Origin of the sequence: Pseudomonas sp., from assembly GCF_035497915.1 — a bacterium.
In the GTDB taxonomy this organism is placed as follows: Bacteria; Pseudomonadota; Gammaproteobacteria; order Pseudomonadales; family Pseudomonadaceae; genus Serpens.
Genome location: NZ_DATJCS010000010.1, coordinates 36,019 through 52,356 on the forward strand (window position 1 = coordinate 36,019; position 16,338 = coordinate 52,356).

14 protein-coding genes are annotated in these 16,338 nt (G+C 67.7%); 9 read left to right on the forward strand and 5 right to left on the reverse strand.

Features of this window, described 5'->3' with window-relative positions; all coding sequences use genetic code 11:
* Positions 1–219: 219 nt before the first annotated feature.
* Positions 220–1,392, reverse strand: a complete 1,173-nt coding sequence (locus tag VL129_RS03060; RefSeq protein ID WP_325409948.1) for an MFS transporter — start codon at positions 1,390–1,392, stop codon at positions 220–222.
* Positions 1,393–1,558: 166 nt separating this feature from the next.
* Positions 1,559–2,899 carry a class II 3-deoxy-7-phosphoheptulonate synthase gene (locus VL129_RS03065; protein WP_325409950.1) on the reverse strand — a complete coding sequence of 447 codons (1,341 nt, stop codon included), beginning with the start codon at positions 2,897–2,899 and terminating at the stop codon, positions 1,559–1,561.
* A 158-nt stretch (positions 2,900–3,057) separates the two neighbouring features.
* On the opposite strand from VL129_RS03065, the gene VL129_RS03070 reads away from it, so the two are divergent.
* From VL129_RS03070 to VL129_RS03085, 4 genes are all read left to right on the forward strand, one after another.
* Positions 3,058–3,840, forward strand: a complete 783-nt coding sequence (locus tag VL129_RS03070) for a spermidine synthase (protein WP_414705120.1) — start codon at positions 3,058–3,060, stop codon at positions 3,838–3,840.
* 1,735 nt (positions 3,841–5,575) lie between these two features.
* Positions 5,576–6,136: a methyl-accepting chemotaxis protein gene (locus VL129_RS17110; protein WP_414705121.1), complete on the forward strand. Its 561-nt coding sequence runs from the start codon at positions 5,576–5,578 to the stop codon at positions 6,134–6,136.
* A gap of 454 nt (positions 6,137–6,590) precedes the next feature.
* A complete protein-coding gene (locus VL129_RS03080) occupies positions 6,591–8,264 on the forward strand; it encodes a DEAD/DEAH box helicase (RefSeq protein WP_475491196.1) in 1,674 nt (557 codons plus the stop codon).
* Between the two features lie 266 nt (positions 8,265–8,530).
* A complete protein-coding gene (locus VL129_RS03085; protein ID WP_325409954.1) occupies positions 8,531–8,761 on the forward strand; it encodes a hypothetical protein in 231 nt (76 codons plus the stop codon).
* On the opposite strand, the gene VL129_RS03090 is transcribed toward VL129_RS03085, so the two are convergent.
* Together VL129_RS03090 and VL129_RS03095 are read right to left on the reverse strand one after the other, a co-directional pair.
* Positions 8,758–10,308 carry a GGDEF domain-containing protein gene (locus tag VL129_RS03090; protein ID WP_325409956.1) on the reverse strand — a complete coding sequence of 517 codons (1,551 nt, stop codon included), beginning with the start codon at positions 10,306–10,308 and terminating at the stop codon, positions 8,758–8,760. The two genes, VL129_RS03085 and VL129_RS03090, sit on opposite strands and share 4 nt — an antisense overlap.
* A gap of 88 nt (positions 10,309–10,396) precedes the next feature.
* Positions 10,397–10,669, reverse strand: coding sequence for an HU family DNA-binding protein (locus VL129_RS03095; RefSeq protein WP_325409958.1), 273 nt, complete (start codon positions 10,667–10,669; stop codon positions 10,397–10,399).
* Between the two features lie 178 nt (positions 10,670–10,847).
* Between VL129_RS03095 and earP the strand changes: the two genes are divergently transcribed.
* From earP to VL129_RS03120, 5 genes are all read left to right on the forward strand, one after another.
* On the forward strand, positions 10,848–11,981 hold the full coding sequence (gene earP / locus VL129_RS03100; RefSeq protein WP_325409960.1) for an elongation factor P maturation arginine rhamnosyltransferase EarP: 1,134 nt from the start codon (positions 10,848–10,850) through the stop codon (positions 11,979–11,981).
* 100 nt (positions 11,982–12,081) lie between these two features.
* Entirely contained in the window at positions 12,082–12,648 is a 567-nt protein-coding gene (gene efp, locus VL129_RS03105; protein WP_325409961.1) for an elongation factor P, read from the forward strand.
* A gap of 227 nt (positions 12,649–12,875) precedes the next feature.
* Entirely contained in the window at positions 12,876–13,121 is a 246-nt protein-coding gene (locus tag VL129_RS03110; protein ID WP_325409963.1) for a hypothetical protein, read from the forward strand.
* A 387-nt stretch (positions 13,122–13,508) separates the two neighbouring features.
* Positions 13,509–13,820 (forward strand): SEL1-like repeat protein, encoded by a 312-nt coding sequence (locus VL129_RS03115; RefSeq protein WP_325409964.1) that lies wholly within the window; start codon positions 13,509–13,511, stop codon positions 13,818–13,820.
* A 176-nt stretch (positions 13,821–13,996) separates the two neighbouring features.
* Positions 13,997–15,337: a DNA recombination protein RmuC gene (locus VL129_RS03120; protein ID WP_414705122.1), complete on the forward strand. Its 1,341-nt coding sequence runs from the start codon at positions 13,997–13,999 to the stop codon at positions 15,335–15,337.
* On the opposite strand, the gene VL129_RS03125 is transcribed toward VL129_RS03120, so the two are convergent.
* A complete protein-coding gene (locus VL129_RS03125) occupies positions 15,325–16,290 on the reverse strand; it encodes an alpha/beta fold hydrolase (RefSeq protein WP_325409968.1) in 966 nt (321 codons plus the stop codon). The genes VL129_RS03120 and VL129_RS03125 overlap by 13 nt on opposite strands.
* Positions 16,291–16,338 lie beyond the last annotated feature (48 nt).

Consider the following 16,338-nt stretch of genomic DNA (forward strand, 5'->3'; position numbering starts at 1 on the left):
ATGGGCACCAATCCGGGCCGAGGAATTGCTCCTGTAGGGCCGGCTTTACGCCGGCCGACGGAGCCGAGGCTGTGCGCCGGGGGCGGCTGCCGCCCTTGGCCGGGATAAACCCGGCCCTACAAGGATGGACACCAATCCGGGCCGAGGAATTGCTCCTGTAGGGCCGGCTTTACGCCGGCCGGCGGGGCTGCGGAAGTGCACCGTATGGCGCCAGCGCCCTTAACCGCGTTGCGCTCCCAGCAGCAGCCGAACCCCCATCCCCAGACCGATCAGCGCAAACAGCGCGGAGATCGCGAACAGGCCCGCCAGGCCGCTCAGCGGCACCAGCAGTCCCATCAGCGGGCCGGCCAGGCCCAGGGCCAGATCGAAGAACAGCGCAAAGGCGCCCAGCGCCGAGCTGCGATTCGAGGCCGGTACCTGCTGGATGACCTCCACCGCCAGCGCCGGGTATAGCAGCGACAGGCCCAGCCCGGTCAGCGCCGCGCCGGCGAACACCAGCGCCGGGCCCGGCGCCAGCCAGATCAGCAACAGCCCGAGCAGCTCCACACCCAGACAGGCCAGCGCCACCCGGTAGCCGCCCCAGCGGCCGATGCTGTCGGAAAATACCAGCCGTGCGCCGATGAAGGCGGCGCCGAAGGCGCTCAGCGCGTAGCCGGCGCCGTCCCAGCCACGACTGGTGAAATACAGCGCCACGAAGGTCGACAGCGTGCCGTAGCCGAGCGTGCCCAGCGCCAGGGTCATGCCGCCGGGCAACACGCGACCGAACACGCGGCGGAAGGGCAGGCGGGCCTCGACGCTGACCGGCAGGGCCGCCTGGCGGCGGATCAGCGGCAGACCGCCAAGCGCCAGCGCGAGGGTGATGGCACCCAGTGTCCAGGCGCCGAAGCGATCGGCCAGGGCCATGCCGAGCGGGGCGCCGATGGCGATGGCGCCGTAGACGGCGATGCCGTTCCAGGAAATCACCCGGGCGGTGTGTTCCACCCCGGCGCGGGCGATGGCCCAGCTCAGCGCGCCGGTGCCCATCAGGCCCTGGGCGGCCCCCAGCAGCACGCGACCCAGCAGCAGGCCGCCCAGGGTGACGGCCGGCAGGCTGTCCAGGCGGATCGCCAGCAGCGTCAGCAGGCCGCTCAGCCCGCAGGCCAACAGGCCATAGGTCACCGCGCGGCGCGGACCCAGCCGGTCGCACAGGCTGCTGGTCAGCGGGCGGGCGAGCAGGGTGGTGAGGTACTGGGCGCTGATCACCAGCCCGGCCAGCGCCGAGCCATAACCGAGGCTGTCATGCACATAGCCGGGCAGCACCGCCAGCGGCAGGCCGGTGCAGAAGTAGATCAGGGCGGTGAAGACGATCAGGACAAGGACTTGCGCGGGATCGCGCAACCGGGCTGCGCTCATGGGGGCTGCACGCTGTGGCTGGGACGAACTGCCGCATGATGCTGCAGGTGGCGCGGAGAAAGGAAGCAGCCTAACGAAATTTTCGGTGATCGGTTGATCGCGACACCGACCGTAGGGGTGGCCAACGCAACGCGTTGGCCACCATTGGCGGCCGGAGGCTCCGCTACTACCCCAGCCCTTTCAGGCTCTCGGCGATCATGAACGCTAGCTCCAGCGACTGGTCGGCGTTCAGGCGCGGATCGCAGTGGCTGTGGTAGCGATCCGACAGCCCAGCCTCGGTAATTGGCCGGCAGCCGCCGATGCACTCGGTGACGTTCTGGCCGGTCATCTCGATGTGGATGCCGCCCGGGTAGCTGCCCTCGGCGCGGTGCACGGCGAAGAATTCGCGCACTTCCTGCAGCACGCTGGCGAAGTCGCGGGTCTTGTAGGCGCCGGCCTTGATGGTGTTGCCGTGCATGGGATCGGAACTCCACAGCACCAGGCGGCCCTCTTCGGTGACGGCGCGGATCAGGCGCGGCAGGTGCTGCTCGACCTTGCCGGCGCCCATGCGCACGATCAGGTTGAGGCGGCCCGGATCGTTCTCCGGGTTGAGGATGTCGATCAGGCGCAGCAGCTCGTCCGGCTGGGTGCTCGGGCCGATCTTCACGCCGATCGGGTTGCCCACCCCGCGCAGGAATTCCACGTGCGCGCCGTCCGGCTGGCGGGTGCGGTCGCCGATCCACAGCATGTGCGCGGAACAGTCGTACCAGTCGCCGCTCAGGCTGTCGCGGCGCACGAAGGCCTGCTCATAGTTGAGCAGCAGTGCCTCGTGGGCGGTGAAGAAGCTCGCCTCGCGCAGCTGCGGCACGCCGTCCAGGCCGCAGGCGCGCATGAACGCCAGCGTCTCGTCGAGGCGGCCGGCCAACTGCTGGTACTTCTCGGCCAGCGCCGAATTGGCGATGAAATCCAGGTTCCACTGGTGCACCTGGTGCACGTCGGCGAAACCGCCCTGGGCGAAGGCGCGCAGCAGGTTGAGGGTGGCGGTGGACTGGTTGTAGGCCTGGATCAGGCGCTCCGGATCCGGCACGCGGCTGCGGGTGTCGAACTCGATGCCATTGACGATGTCCCCCCGGTAGGCGGGCAGGGTGACGCCGCCCTGGGTTTCCTCGCCGGACGAGCGCGGCTTGGCGAACTGGCCGGCCATGCGGCCGATCTTCACCACCGGGCAGCCGGCGGCGAAGGTCATGACGATGGCCATCTGCAGCAGCACCTTGAAGGTGTCGCGGATCTTGGCGGCGGAGAATTCCGCAAAGCTTTCCGCGCAGTCGCCGCCCTGCAGCAGGAAGGCGCGGCCCTGGGTGACCTCGGCGAACTGGCGGCGCAGCTCGCGGGCCTCGCCGGCGAACACCAGCGGCGGGTAGCCGGCCAGGGTGTTTTCCACGCGGGCGAGATGGGCGGCGTCGGGGTAGTCGGGTTGCTGCTGGATGGATCGGCTTCTCCAGCTGTCGGGGGTCCAGGGTTGCGACATCATGCTCTCTTCGGCGGCTTGGAAATGACGCCGCCTATGCTACTCCATGCCGATTGCGCTCCGATGAAGGGGTTGCGATTGTGTTTCCCGCGCGCTTTGGCAAGCATAGGCACCCCCTTCGGCCGCCCTGGCCGGTTGCAAGCAGGTTGTATGACGCGATGAGTAGTGAACAGACGCCGCCGGGCGTGCCGGATGTGCAGGAAGAACGGCTGCTGGCCGAGGTGCGTGACGCCTATGGCCTGATCCGTGTGGTGGAAATGGGCGACTACCGCTTCCTGGAGTTCGGCGATCAGGTGGAGCAGAGCTGCGTGTTCACCGCCGACCCGGCCTGGCTGGAGTACGACTACACCCGCGCCATGCTGCTCGGTGCGCTGGCCCACCCGGCGCCGGAATCGGCGCTGTTTCTCGGCCTGGGTGCCGGCAACCTGACTCAGGCGTGCCTGAAGTTCCTGGCGCTGGACGATGTGGAAGTCATCGAGCTGCGCCCGGACGTGCCGCGCCTGGCCATGGAATACCTCGGGCTGGACGACGATCCGCGCCTGACCATCCGCATCGGCGACGCCCTGGAGCTGCTGGACAGCGCCGAGCGGCCCGACCTGCTGTTCGTCGACCTGTACACCGACCTCGGCCCCGGCCCCGGGCACCTGGCCTGGAAATTCCTGGAAGCCTGCCAGGCTAAGCTCAACCCGGGCGGCTGGCTGATCATCAACCAGTGGGCCACCGACGATGGCAAGCCGCTGGGTGCCGCGCTGCTGCGCGGGCTGTTCCATCACCATTACTGGGAATGTCCGGTGAAGGAGGGCAACGTCGCCCTGCTGGTGCCCGCCGAGCTGGAGCAGACCCTGGACTTCGCGGCATTGCGTGAGCGCGCCCAGGCCCTGCAGCCGCGCCTGGGCTATAGCCTGGCGTCTTTGATCGAGGCGATCCGGCCCGCCAGCTGACGCACCCTGATGGTGCGACGATAGTGGCACTTGGCCCTGAACTGGTGCGAAACGCACCGGTTCGGGGCGGTTTCGGGCCCGGGAAGCTGGTCCGGGAATTGCTCTGCACCGAAGGTTACCGCTGTCGGTCGCAAGGAATTCCCCGATGTCCCATTCGAGTGCATACATGAATCTGTCGGCCGCCGAGCGCGGCTGGTTGCCCTGGTTCGGCAAGACCGGCCGCCTGGCCATGGGCTGGGCCTGCTGGCTGAACCGCGGGCTGGCGGCGGAGCTGGAACAGACGTTCGAGGGCATCGCCCAGACGCGCATGAAAAGGCTCCAGCAGTGGAGCGAGGCGCACTGGACGCGTCTGGGCGAGCTGGCGCAGGGAATGGGCGCGGACTGGCCGACCCCCGACCCGCTGCGCCTGCGCGACGAGCAGCGGCAACTGGCGGACTGCTCGGAGCTGTTCGTGGTGGACGCGGCCGGCCGGGTGCTGGCCTCCAGCAGCGAAGCGCGCATAGGCCAGACCGATACCGCGCCGCGCGCACTCGCGGAGGGTCTGCGCAAGCCCTTCCTGCACGGCCCGTATCGCGACCCCTGGACCGAACGCCTGGGCGCCAGCAGCTCGCGTTTCCATGATGCAGTCACGCTGATGTTCTTCCAGCCGATCCTGGTCGACGGTCGGAGCCAGGGTTGCCTGTGCGCGCGGGTGCCCAACGATGTGCTGGGTGATCTGATCCAGCGCGAAGCCGGGCATGTCTATCCGGACTCCGGCGACAACTACCTGTTCATGGTCGAGTCGCGCTTTGACCCGGCGATCGCGGTCGGCACCGCACTGTCGCGCTCGCGCTTCGAGGACGACACCTTCAGCCTCGGCGAGAACCTCAAGGGCGGCGTGCATACCGCCTGGGGCACGGTGCGCGTGCAGCGCCATACCGAGCTGGAGCTGCGCTTCACCGATCCGGCCACCGGTGAGCTGCACCCCGGCGTGCGCGAAACCATCGCGCGCGGCCAGAATCTGTTCGTCAGCTATCCGGGCTACTCGGACTACCGGCACATCCCGGTGATCGGCAAGGGCGTCACCTTCCAGTTGCCTGGCTCGCCGGATCGCTGGGGCATGATGTGCGAGGCCGATCTGGAAGAGGTCTACCGGCGCCGCTCACTGGCTTACGGCTTGATGAAGACCTACCTGGCCACCGTGCTGACGCTGTTCGGCCTGCGCGTCGGCCTGCAGCACCTCGGCGGGCTCTCCGGCTGGGCGCTGGACGCCATGGATTTCGGCCTGCTGCTGCTCGGTGCCGGGGCCTTCGCCGCATTCGGGCCGAACCGCCTGGCCGCGCGCCTGCGGCGCATGACCGGCGTGGTGCGCACCATCGCCGAGGGCGGCGGCAACCTCAGTCAGCGTCTGGACCGGGCGCCGCTGGGCAACGACGAGAGCGGCGACATGGGCCGCTGGATCAACAGCCTGATCGACAGCCTGGACAACCTGGTGGGCGAGGTCATCCAGGTTTCCGCCCAGGTGCGCGACACCAACGCGCGGATGCTGGAGCGCAGCGGCGAGGCGGCTGGCACCAGTCGCGGCGTCAACGAGGAGATCCACCGGCTGCTGCTGCTGGTCGAGGAGCAACTGGGCGAGATCCAGCAGGCGGCCAGCACGGCCGGCGAGATGAAGAGCGCCATGGACGCAGTGGTGGCCGGCGCCCGCGAACGCTTCGAGCAGGTGCGCAGCGGCACCCGCTCAATCCGCGACGTGATGGAGCGTTCCGCCCTCGGCGTGCAGCGCCTGGACAGCCGCATGGCGGAGATCGACGGCATCGTCGGGCTGATCGCCGACATCACCGCACAGACCAACCTGCTGGCGCTCAACGCGGCCATCGAGGCGGCGCGCGCCGGCGATCACGGGCGCGGTTTCGCCGTGGTCGCCGGCGAGGTGCGCACCCTGGCGCAGCGCACCGCCCAGGCCGCCGAGAACATCGGCACCCTGGTGGAAAGCCTGCAGGCCGAAACCCGGCGCGAAGTGCAAAGCATGGAAGCCGGGGTCAAGGACGTCGATGCGCGCCTGCAGCACAGCGAGACGGAAGGCGCGGAGAACGGCCAGTTGCACGAGCGGGTGCAGCGCATGTTCGAGATCATCCAGCAGCTCAACCAGCGCAGCCTGCATTACGGGCAGACCATCCGCGGCGTGGAACAGGCCGCCGGCGACATGGGCCATACCCTGGACGGGCTGGCCGGCAGCGCCGAGCGGGTGCGGCATACCGCCAATCGTCTGCAACGACTGGTCGGCCAGTTCCGGGTCAGCCAGCGCGGCGCCTAGGCAGCGGCTGCCGGCCGTGCGCGGGCTGACCTTGTAGGGCCGGGTTGATCCCGGCTGGACGGGGCTGAATCCGACACCGGGGCGCGGGCGACACTCCGTCGGCCGGCGTAAAGCCGGCCCCACAGGGTTTGGGCTGCCGGCACCGCCGGGTAGAGGGTGCCGGCCGTGACCCGCGAGTGTTCCGCGGGATGCTCGCCAAAGGGCGGCACGTCCGTCAAAAAAAGCGCGCAGAGGCGCCACGTTTCCGGTATAGTGCGCGCCGGTCGCAATTGCGGCTCCGATCAGGTTCCACGAAGCATCGCTTCGCTACAGGTCCGCTCCGCGGCCTACCTTCGTCGTTTCATTCATTCACATCGCAAATCCTCGCCGCCAGGCTGCCAGGGTGACCCACAAGGTCGATCACGGCATGCGCAGTCTTGCTCATGGGTGTTTGCGAATGCAAAGAGGCAACCCCATGACTCAGGAAACCGGCGGCTTCGCCGCGCTCGGTATTCATCCCGCCGTTCTGTCCGCCATCGTCGCAGCCGGCTACGAAGAACCGTCCCCCATTCAGGCCCAGGCCATCCCGGTCATTCTCAATGGCCATGACATGATCGGCCAGGCACAGACCGGTACCGGCAAGACCGCCGCGTTCTGCCTGCCGATGCTGTCCCGGATCGACCCGGCCCGCCGCGAGCCCCAGGCGCTGATCCTGGCGCCGACCCGCGAGCTGGCCCTGCAGGTGGCCACCGCCTGCGAAACCTACTCCAGCCAGTTGCCTGGCGTGAGCGTGGTCGCCGTATACGGCGGCGCGCCCATGGGCCCGCAGCTCAAGGCCCTGCGCCAGGGCGCGCAGATCATCGTCGCCACTCCGGGCCGTCTCGTCGACCACCTGAGCCGCAACGACCAGCTGCTGTCGACCATCGGCTTCCTGGTGCTGGACGAAGCCGACGAAATGCTCAAGCTCGGCTTCATGGACGACCTGGAAGTGATCTTCCAGGCCATGCCGGCCAGCCGCCAGACCGTGCTGTTCTCCGCGACCCTGCCGCACTCGATCCGCGCCATCGCCGAGAAGCACCTGCGCGAACCGCAGCACGTCAAGATTGCCGCCAAGACCCAGACCGTCGCCCGCATCGAGCAGGCCCACGTGATGGTGCATGCCGACCAGAAGGTCGCCGCTGTTTGCCGTCTGCTGGAAGTGGAAGACTTCGACGCGCTGATCGGCTTCGTGCGCACCAAGCAGGCCACCCTGGATCTGGCCGCCGCGCTGGAAGCCAAGGGCTACAAGGCCGCCGCCCTGAACGGCGACATCGCCCAGGCGCAGCGTGAAAAAGTCATCGAGTCGCTGAAGAACGGCGTCCTGGACATCGTGATCGCCACCGACGTGGCCGCTCGCGGTATCGACGTGCCGCGCATCACCCACGTGCTCAACGTGGACATGCCCTACGATCCGGAATCCTACGTGCACCGCATCGGTCGTACCGGCCGCGCCGGTCGCGAAGGCCGTGCGCTGCTGCTGGTCACCCCGCGCGAGCGTCGCATGCTGCAGGTGATCGAGCGTGTGACCGGTCAGAAGGTTGCCGAAGCGCAGCTGCCCGGCCCGCAACAGGTGCTGGATGCCCGCATCCGCAAGCTCACCGAAACCCTGCGTCCGCTGCTGGCCGAAGCCGAAGGTACCCATGGCGCGCTGTTCGACCGCCTGATCGGCGATCTGGACTGCACCCCGCACGCCCTGGCCGCCGCGCTGCTGCGCAAGGCCACCAATGGTCAGTCGCTGAGCCTGGCCGATCTGGAACGCGAGCAACCGCTGGTTCCGGGTCCGACCCGCGAGCGTCGCGAGCGTGACAGCAGTGCGCGTAGCGAATTCCGCGAGCGTGCCGAGCGTCGTCCCCCGGCACCGATTGCCGAAGGTCGCGCGCGTTGCCGCGCCGCCCTGGGTACCCGTGACGGCATCGCCGCGAAGAACCTGCTCGGTGCCATCCTCAACGAGGGTGGTCTGGCCCGCGATGCCATCGGTCGCATCCAGATCCGCGAAACCTTCAGCCTGATCGAGCTGCCGGAAGAAGGCCTCGACCGCCTGCTCGGCAAGCTCAAGGACACCCGCGTTGCCGGCAAGGCCCTCAAGCTGCGTCGCTATCGCGAGGATTGATCCTCGGTCGCGTCACCCGAAACCCCGCCCTGGCGGGGTTTCTTTTTGGCCGGGAAAAAGACCTGGCAGGGCGAAAGACCATGTATTCATTGTGACTGTTCAGGACGAACGGTAGACTCGCCGCCTGTGATCCGGTTCACGGAGTTCTGCGACAGACGGAAGAGTGCCCGGCACGCCGACTGGGCGGGGCTTTGCTGTTCCAGGCACGTCTATTTCGTCGAAAGCCAGGGCCTGAGGGCCGTGGCAGCACAAAGAGCAGTTGAAAAATGAGCAGTGCAGAAACGCAGTCGCACGAAACCACGGCGCCGAAGCGCCCGTCCCGATCCCACAAGGCCGAGCCCACCCTGCGGGCCAGCGCGCTGTTCGCGTTGCGCGTCTACAACAGCCATATCCTCGAAGGCCTGCTGGATGAGCACATCCGCGCGGTGATGCATGCGCGCACCGAAGAGCAGATCCGTGAAGTGATTGCCATGGCGGATCGCCTGCTGCGCCGCTAGCCGGGGGCGCGCACCACGCGGTTACGGCCCTCTTCCTTGGCCCGGTACATCGCCTCGTCGGCACCCTTGAGCACCTTTTCCGGCAGAGGGCTGGTCTGCGGATAGTGCGCCACGCCGAAAGACAGCGTCACCGGGCGCCCGGTGGGCGAGGCCGTTTCCTCCATCAGCCGGCGCAGGCGCTCGGCGACCTGGGCGGCATCGTCCAGGTCGGTATCCGGCAGCAGCATCATGAATTCCTCGCCGCCGCTGCGGCACAGCACGTCGCTGGCGCGCGCCACCTTGCGGATCTGGCTGGCCAGGAACTGCAGCGTGCGGTCGCCGACGTCGTGGCCGTGCTGGTCGTTGACCTGCTTGAAGTGGTCGATATCCATCAGCACCACGGCGAAGGGGCGCGCATCGCCTTCCCATTCGTCGAGGGCCAGCTGGGCGCCGCGCCGGTTGACCAGTCCGGTCAGTGGATCGGTGATGGACTCCAGGTTCAGCTTGCCGATCTTGCGGTTGAGCAGTTCCAGGCCGCTGAGAATCGAGCGCTTTAGCTGCGTCGCCTCGTAGTACCAGGACCGGACCTTGCGCACCTCCTGGGCCGCCAGCAGGCCGTCCGGCTGCTGCACCCCCTTCGCCAGCTGGCGCAGGGGCTGGGCGATGATCAGCGACAGCCAGCCGATCACCAGCATCACCAGCAGCAGGAACGGCAGCACGAAGCTCGCCACCTCCCAGGCCAGCAGGCGCAGTTCCGCCAGGCTCGTTTCCAGCGGACGCTGGGTCACCACGCCCCATTCGGCGCCCCGCACGGTGGCGTAGCCAGCCAGCACCTCTTCGCCCTTTTCGCTGATCAGCTGCAGGCTGCCGCTGCGGCCGGCGAGCACCGCCTGGGTGATCTCGCTGGCCTCGATCCGCTGGCCGATCCATTGCGGATCATCGTGATAGAGCACTTGCCGGTCAGGGGCGAAGGCGTAGAGGTAGGAGCCGTCGCGGTGGTAATGCTTGCCCAGCATGCGGTTCAGCACGCTGGGTTCGCGCAGGTACATGGAACCGCCCAGGTAGCCGCGGAACTGCCCCTGGTCGTCGAACAGCGGGTGGGCGAGCGCCACCACCAGGCGTCCTCCTCGGGTGGTGAAGGGGGGCGAGACCAGCGGCTCGCGACGCCGCAGGATCTCTTCCGAGCCGGCGCTGATGCGCTCGGCGGCCCGCTGCGGATCATGGGGGGAAAAGGCCCGCAGGGTACCTTCAGCACTCACCAGGTAGACGGAGTTGAAGGTGTCGAGCTGCAGGCGCAGGCGCTCCAGTTCGGCAGCGACGAAGGCCGGATCGTCCAGGCGGGTGCGCAGCAGGTTGGCGCTGAAGGCCAGGCGCCGCTGCGAGGCGTACAGAAAGTCCTCGGTCAGCTCAGCCAGTTTCACGGCATAGATGCGATTGGTTTCCAGGGTCCGCTCGATCAGCAGATGACGTTGCAGCTGGTAACCGGAATACAGGAGAAAGGCTTGCACCAGCAGGGTTGCGCAGATGCTCAGGAGCAGAATCAGACGGCGAAGATCGAGCATTGGCATGGAAGAGGGCGGTGGGCCTGGGTCGACCCGGCGCGAAAACGTGGGAAACAGCGGGTCGCCGCCCCGGGTTCCCGGGGCGGCGCATGGATCAGTTCACGGCGTCGCGCAGGCCTTTGCCCGGCTTGAAGCCCGGCAGGCGCGCGGCGGCGATCTGCAGGGTGGCGCCGGTTTGCGGGTTGCGACCTTCGCGGGCGGCGCGTTCCTTCACGGCGAAGGTGCCGAAGCCGACCAGCGAAACGCTGTCACCGTCGCGCAGCGCGGTGGTGATGGTCTCGGTGAGGGCATCCAGGGCGCGGGCGGCGGTGGATTTCGGCAGGTCGGCGGAGGCCGCGATGGCCTCGATCAGTTCGGCTTTGTTCATGGGGGGACTCCAGTGAGAAGGGTGGCCAGTATACGCAAGCTCGGGTCGACAAGGATGCGACCTGTTCGACTCGGACCGGTTCGCTTTGTTCGCGTGGGCGGGAGACGGTCTGGCTGCGTTATCCTGCGCGCCTGATGGTAATGCCGGCGTGGTCCGGCGTGGCACGGGCGGGAGACGCATGACACGAGGCTGGGACATTTTTTGTGCGGTGGTCGACAACTTCGGCGACATCGGCGTGACCTGGCGCCTGGCGCGGCAGCTGGCGGGCGAGCATGACCAGCGGGTGCGCCTGTGGGTCGATGACCTGGCGGCCTTCGCACGCCTGTGCCCGGAGGCCGACCCGCGGGCCGCGCGGCAGTTCCAGGCGGGCGTGGAAATCTGCCGCTGGGATGCGGACGGGTCGCCCGTCGAGCCCGCCGAGGTGGTCATCGAAGCCTTCGGTTGCCGGCTGCCGGCGCCGTTCGAGGCGGCCATGGCGCGGCGCGTGCCGCCACCGCTGTGGCTGAACCTGGAATACCTGAGCGCGGAGGACTGGGTGGCCGGCTGCCACGGGCTGCCGTCCCTGCAGGCCAGCGGTCTGACCAAGTACTTCTTCTTCCCGGGCTTCGCGGCGGACACCGGCGGGTTGCTGCGCGAGCGCGAGCTGCTGGCACAGCGGGCCGCCTTCCAGGCTGATCCGTCGGCGCGCCAGACCTTCCTGCACGGACTGGGCGTTGCGCCGCGTGCCCATGAGCGCCTGATCTCGCTGTTCGCCTACGAGCTGCCGGCCCTGGGCGATTGGCTGCAAGCGCTGGCTGAGGCGGTCGAGCCCAGTCGTCTGCTGGTGCCGGAAGGGCGCGTACTGGAAGATCTGCGCGCCTGGCTGGGTGTCGCGGCGCTGCGGCCCGGCGAGACGCACTCACGGGGACGCCTGGCGGTGCAGATCCTGCCGTTCGTGTCCCAGCAGGCGTTTGACCGCCTGCTCTGGTGCTGCGACCTCAACGCGGTGCGCGGCGAGGACTCCTTCGTGCGTGCACAGTGGGCCGCGCGGCCACTGCTCTGGCACATCTATCCGCAGGACGACGAAGCGCACCTGCACAAGCTGGAGGCCTTCCTGGACCGCTATGAAGCCGGCCTGGAGCGCGAACTGGCCGACGACCTGCGCCGTGTCTGGCTGGCCTGGAACCGTGCCGAGGCTCCCGGGGCGGCCTGGCCGGCCCTGCTGGCGCAGCTGCCGGCGCTGCGGGCTCACGCCGAGCGCTGGTGCGCCGGGCTGGCGGAGCAGGCGGATCTGGCCAGTCAGCTGATGGCCTTCGCCGCCCGTCGCGGCTGACGCCGGTTTCGCAAAGCGTGCGGCGGCAGGTTACTCGCGGGCGGGAAATTGGCTATCATACGCGGCCTCTTTTTTGTCACTCATCCCAACGGATATCCGTATGAAAACCGCACAAGAATTCCGCGCCGGTCAGGTAGCCAACATCAACGGCCAGCCCTGGGTCATCCAGAAGGCCGAGTTCAACAAGTCCGGCCGTAACTCTGCGGTCGTCAAGATGAAGCTGAAGAACCTGCTGACCGGTGCCGGCACCGAAACCGTGTTCAAGGCCGACGACAAACTGGAGCCGATCATCCTTGAGCGCAAGGAAGTGACCTACTCCTACTTCGCCGACCCGCTGTACGTGTTCATGGACGGTGAGTTCAACCAGTACGAGATCGAAAAGGATGACCTGGAAGGCGTCATGGCCTTCATCGAAGACGGCATGACCGACGTCTGCGAAGCCGTGTTCTACGGCGACAAGGTCATCTCCGTCGAACTGCCGACCACCATCGTCCGCCAGATCGCCTACACCGAACCGGCCGTACGTGGCGACACCTCCGGCAAGGTGATGAAGACCGCTCGCCTGAACAACGGTGCCGAGCTGCAGGTTTCCGCCTTCTGCGAAATCGGCGACTCCATCGAAATCGACACCCGCACCGGCGAATACAAGTCCCGCGTCAAGGCCTGATTCCCCGCGTGTCCGAAAGCCCCCGTCGCCCCAGGCGCCGGGGGCTTTCTTTATGCCGTCAAACAGATTCTGGCCATGCGCCATCCCACCTTCCGTCGGGCACATATCCGCGGATTCGCCGCTTTTGTGATTCATCTCGCTTCCCTCGCACGCGTGCGACGCACTGTCGCAGCGGCTGTCTACCCTTGCCGCACGTCACGACAACCGAGCAAACCAAGGAGGGAGCTATGCGGTGTTTACCCGAAGAAGCGGAGCGGCAGGCCATCAACGCCCTGCTCGATTGGCTGAAGGCCAGGCGTCGGGTCGCCGGCGGCATGGAGTTGGCCCTGGCAGAGGCCGAGCTCGATGAGGCCGCCGTGCGGATCGTGCTATCCGGTGCCCGTCTGCTGCCGCGCGAGCATGTGGAGGAACTGGGGCTGGGTATGGGCCGGCCGGTGCGCCGCTGTCCGCCGCGGCTGAGAGTGGTTTCCTGAATGCGGGTCGCCGACGAAACGCGGCTGTGCTGGCCCGTCTCCTGCGTGGCGAGCGAGAACTTGTTCACATTGCTCGCGGGCCTGTATCGAATCGGCGGCGGAACCCGGTCACGCCCCTGGGGATGTCTGGGGTTGACCAGGAACGACTCGTAACTCATTGAAAAATAAAGGCTATTTTTTTGACTAAAAAATAGTCAATTCGTCTTCGGCCCGCGAGACATGGCCGTTTGCGGGTATTTTTTGCAAGCTTTCCCACAATGTTATCCACAGAAACTGTGGATGGCTCGCCCACGGCTGCCTGGAACGAGGCCGGTGCGATCTGGCAAGTCTTTACCCGCCGGGAAAAAGGAGTACAGTGCGCGCCTCCCAAGCTCCCCAAACGACTCCATGAAGTTTCTGACCGTTCATCCGTCCGCGCCGCACACGCTCTTGTCCCTGCGTCTGGCCGGCTGGCTGCTGGATAATCCGCGCCTGGGGCAGGCCGCGCTGGCGCAGCGCCTGGCTGGCCAACTGCTCAAACAACCGGCCCGGCGTGGCGTGGTGGAAGCGCAGAGCCGTCTCGGTCTGCTGCTCTGCCGGCATTGCGGCAGCCACCGCGACCGGCGCATTGGCCAGGAATTCCTCCGCCAGGCCGCCCGCGCCGGCGACCCGCGCGCCCAGCAGGCGCTGACCGGCGAACAGGCCGCGTCCCTGTCCTGATCCCCGGACCACCCCGGATGGCCGATATACTGGCCGCCTCGTTGCTCATTCCGGGAGTTCCCATGCCCTTGCATCCCCTGTCCCTGCTGGTCGGCCTGCTGGTCGTCGGCGTGCCGCTGCTCGGCCTGGCCTGGCAGCTGCAGCGCCGGCTGGCCGAGGTGCGCGGCCAGGCGCTGCTGCTGGAGGAGCGCGCCAACACCGCGCTGCTCGCCCAGGATCTGCTCAACGGCCAGCTGCGCGAGTGCCGCGAGGAACTCGGCGAACTGCAGCAGCACAACGCCGCGCAACAGGCCGAACTGGCCGCCCAGCGCCGCGAACGTGAGCTGCTGGTACAGGAGCAGCACGCCTGGAAAGGGGAGCGCGAGCGCCAGGAGACCACGCTGCGTCAGTTGGTCGGCGAACGTGCCGCCCTGGAGGCCGAGCTGCGCGAGCAGCAGCAGGCCCACCAGCAGCGTCTGGTCGATCTGCAGGCCGCCCGCGACACCCTCAAGGCACAGTTCGCCGAACTGGCTGGCAGCATTTTCGCCGAGCGCGAGCAGCGCTTCGCGGAAAACAGTCAGCAGCGTCTCGGTCAGTTGCTCGAACCGCTCAAGGAGCGCATCCAGGCGTTCGAGAAGCGCGTTGAGGACAGCTATCAGCAGGAAGCCCGCGAGCGCTTCTCGCTGGCCAAGGAGCTGCAGCGCCTGCAGCAGCTCAACCAGCGTCTGGGCGAGGAAGCCAACAACCTGACCCGCGCCCTGCAGGGCCAGAAGAACCAGGGCAGCTGGGGCGAGCTGGTGCTGGAGCGCGTGCTGGAACACGCCGGCCTGGCCAAGGGCCGCGAATACCACACCCAGGTCAGCCTGCAGAGCCCGGATGGCCAGCGCTTCCAGCCCGACGTGCTGATCCAGCTGCCGGGCGACAAGCAGGTGGTGGTGGATGCCAAGGTCAGCCTGACCGCCTACCAGGCGATGCTCGCCGCCGAGAACGACAACGTGCGCGAGCTGGCCCTCAAGCGCCATGTGCAGTCGTTGCGCGGACATCTCAAGGGCCTGTCGCTGAAGGATTACCAGCGTCTGGAGGGCCTGCACAGCCTGGATTTCGTGCTGCTGTTCGTGCCCATCGAGGCGGCGTTCGCCGTCGCGCTGCAGGCCGATCCGGGGCTGTTCCAGGAGGCCTTCGAGCAGAACATCGTGATCGTCAGCCCGACGACGCTGCTGGCCACCCTGCGGGTGATCGACAGCCTGTGGCGCCAGGAGCGCCAAAGTCAGAACGCCCGCGAGATCGCCGAGCGCGCCGGTGCGCTGTACGACAAGTTCGTAGCCTTCGTGCAGGACCTGGACGAAATCGGCGCGCGCCTGCAGCAGCTCGACAAGGCCTATGCCAGCGCGCGCAACAAGCTGGTGGACGGCCGCGGCAACCTGATTGGCCGAGTGGAGAACCTCAAGCTGCTCGGCGCCCGGGCCAGCAAGAGCCTGCCCAGTGAGCTGCTGGAACGCGCCGCCGGGCTGCCGGCGCTGGAGGATCAGGACGACTGAGGGGCGTGGTCGGTAGGCGCCGCCAGCGGTTTGGCCTCTTCCTGCTGGGCGATAAAGCGGCGCATCCGCTCGGCCAGCTCCCGAGGCCGGGCCAGCAATTGCCAGTGACCGGCCGCGCTTTCGTGCCGGGTAAGGTTGGGCGCCCAGCGGAACAAGTCGTCGAACAGCTGCGGGCGGACGAAGCGGTCGCGTAGTGGCACGATCAGTTGCACGGGCAGCCCGGTGTGGCGCACGCACGGTCTGAACAGGCGGCGGATGAAATTGGCCCGGTACAGCGCCACGCCGTGGATGCCATCGGCGCGCTGGCTGGCGTTGCGCGGCATGTTCCGCAGCCCCTCGACGCGGTACAGCAGCCAGGGCCAGGCCCGATCCAGGCCCAGCCGCCAGCACAGCTCCGGCAGTAGCGGCAGGTGGAAGAAGACGATGTACCAGGAGCTGAGCAATTGCCCGCCCAACTGACGCCAGGCACTGGCGCGTTTCTGCCCCAGACGTTCGCGCATCCACTGCCCGACATGATCAAGGCAGGGGCCGGAGATACTGGTATAGGACGCCAGCAACGGCTGGAGACGCGGTTCGGTGACCGCTTCCCAGCACTGGATCGAACCCCAGTCGTGGCCCAGCAGATGCACCGGGCGCCCCGGGCAGGTGGCGCGGATCACCGCTTCCAGGTCATTCGCCAGCCTCTCCAGGCGGTAATCCCGCAGCCGCCGCGGCGTCTGCGAGGCGCCGAAGCCGCGCACGTCGTAGGCGATGATCTGGAACTCGTCGGCCAACGCGTCGATCAGCGGCAGCCAGATGGTGTGGTTGTCCGGATAACCGTGCACCAGCAGCAGGACGGGTGCGTCGGCGTGTCCCCAGCGGAAAGCCGCCAGACGTACACCATCTCCCGCCACCGCGAGACACTGGACTGGCTGGCGCGCCGCGCCGCCAGGAATATCGTTGCTGTCTGCCATGCTGATCTCCTGCCGCTGTTTGCACAGTGTCGGCGTCGGAGCGTCGCG

Bases quoted from the DNA above. Each gene is read 5' to 3' on its own strand.
- VL129_RS03060 (WP_325409948.1), bottom strand. From the start codon at position 1,392: ATGAGCGCAGCCCGGTTGCGCGATCCCGCGCAAGTCCTTGTCCTGATC.
- VL129_RS03065 (WP_325409950.1), bottom strand. From the start codon at position 2,899: ATGTCGCAACCCTGGACCCCCGACAGCTGGAGAAGCCGATCCATCCAG.
- VL129_RS03070 (WP_414705120.1), top strand. From the start codon at position 3,058: ATGAGTAGTGAACAGACGCCGCCGGGCGTGCCGGATGTGCAGGAAGAA.
- VL129_RS17110 (WP_414705121.1), top strand. From the start codon at position 5,576: ATGGAGCGTTCCGCCCTCGGCGTGCAGCGCCTGGACAGCCGCATGGCG.
- VL129_RS03080 (WP_475491196.1), top strand. From the start codon at position 6,591: ATGACTCAGGAAACCGGCGGCTTCGCCGCGCTCGGTATTCATCCCGCC.
- VL129_RS03085 (WP_325409954.1), top strand. From the start codon at position 8,531: ATGAGCAGTGCAGAAACGCAGTCGCACGAAACCACGGCGCCGAAGCGC.
- VL129_RS03090 (WP_325409956.1), bottom strand. From the start codon at position 10,308: ATGCCAATGCTCGATCTTCGCCGTCTGATTCTGCTCCTGAGCATCTGC.
- VL129_RS03095 (WP_325409958.1), bottom strand. From the start codon at position 10,669: ATGAACAAAGCCGAACTGATCGAGGCCATCGCGGCCTCCGCCGACCTG.
- earP (WP_325409960.1), top strand. From the start codon at position 10,848: ATGACACGAGGCTGGGACATTTTTTGTGCGGTGGTCGACAACTTCGGC.
- efp (WP_325409961.1), top strand. From the start codon at position 12,082: ATGAAAACCGCACAAGAATTCCGCGCCGGTCAGGTAGCCAACATCAAC.
- VL129_RS03110 (WP_325409963.1), top strand. From the start codon at position 12,876: ATGCGGTGTTTACCCGAAGAAGCGGAGCGGCAGGCCATCAACGCCCTG.
- VL129_RS03115 (WP_325409964.1), top strand. From the start codon at position 13,509: ATGAAGTTTCTGACCGTTCATCCGTCCGCGCCGCACACGCTCTTGTCC.
- VL129_RS03125 (WP_325409968.1), bottom strand. From the start codon at position 16,290: ATGGCAGACAGCAACGATATTCCTGGCGGCGCGGCGCGCCAGCCAGTC.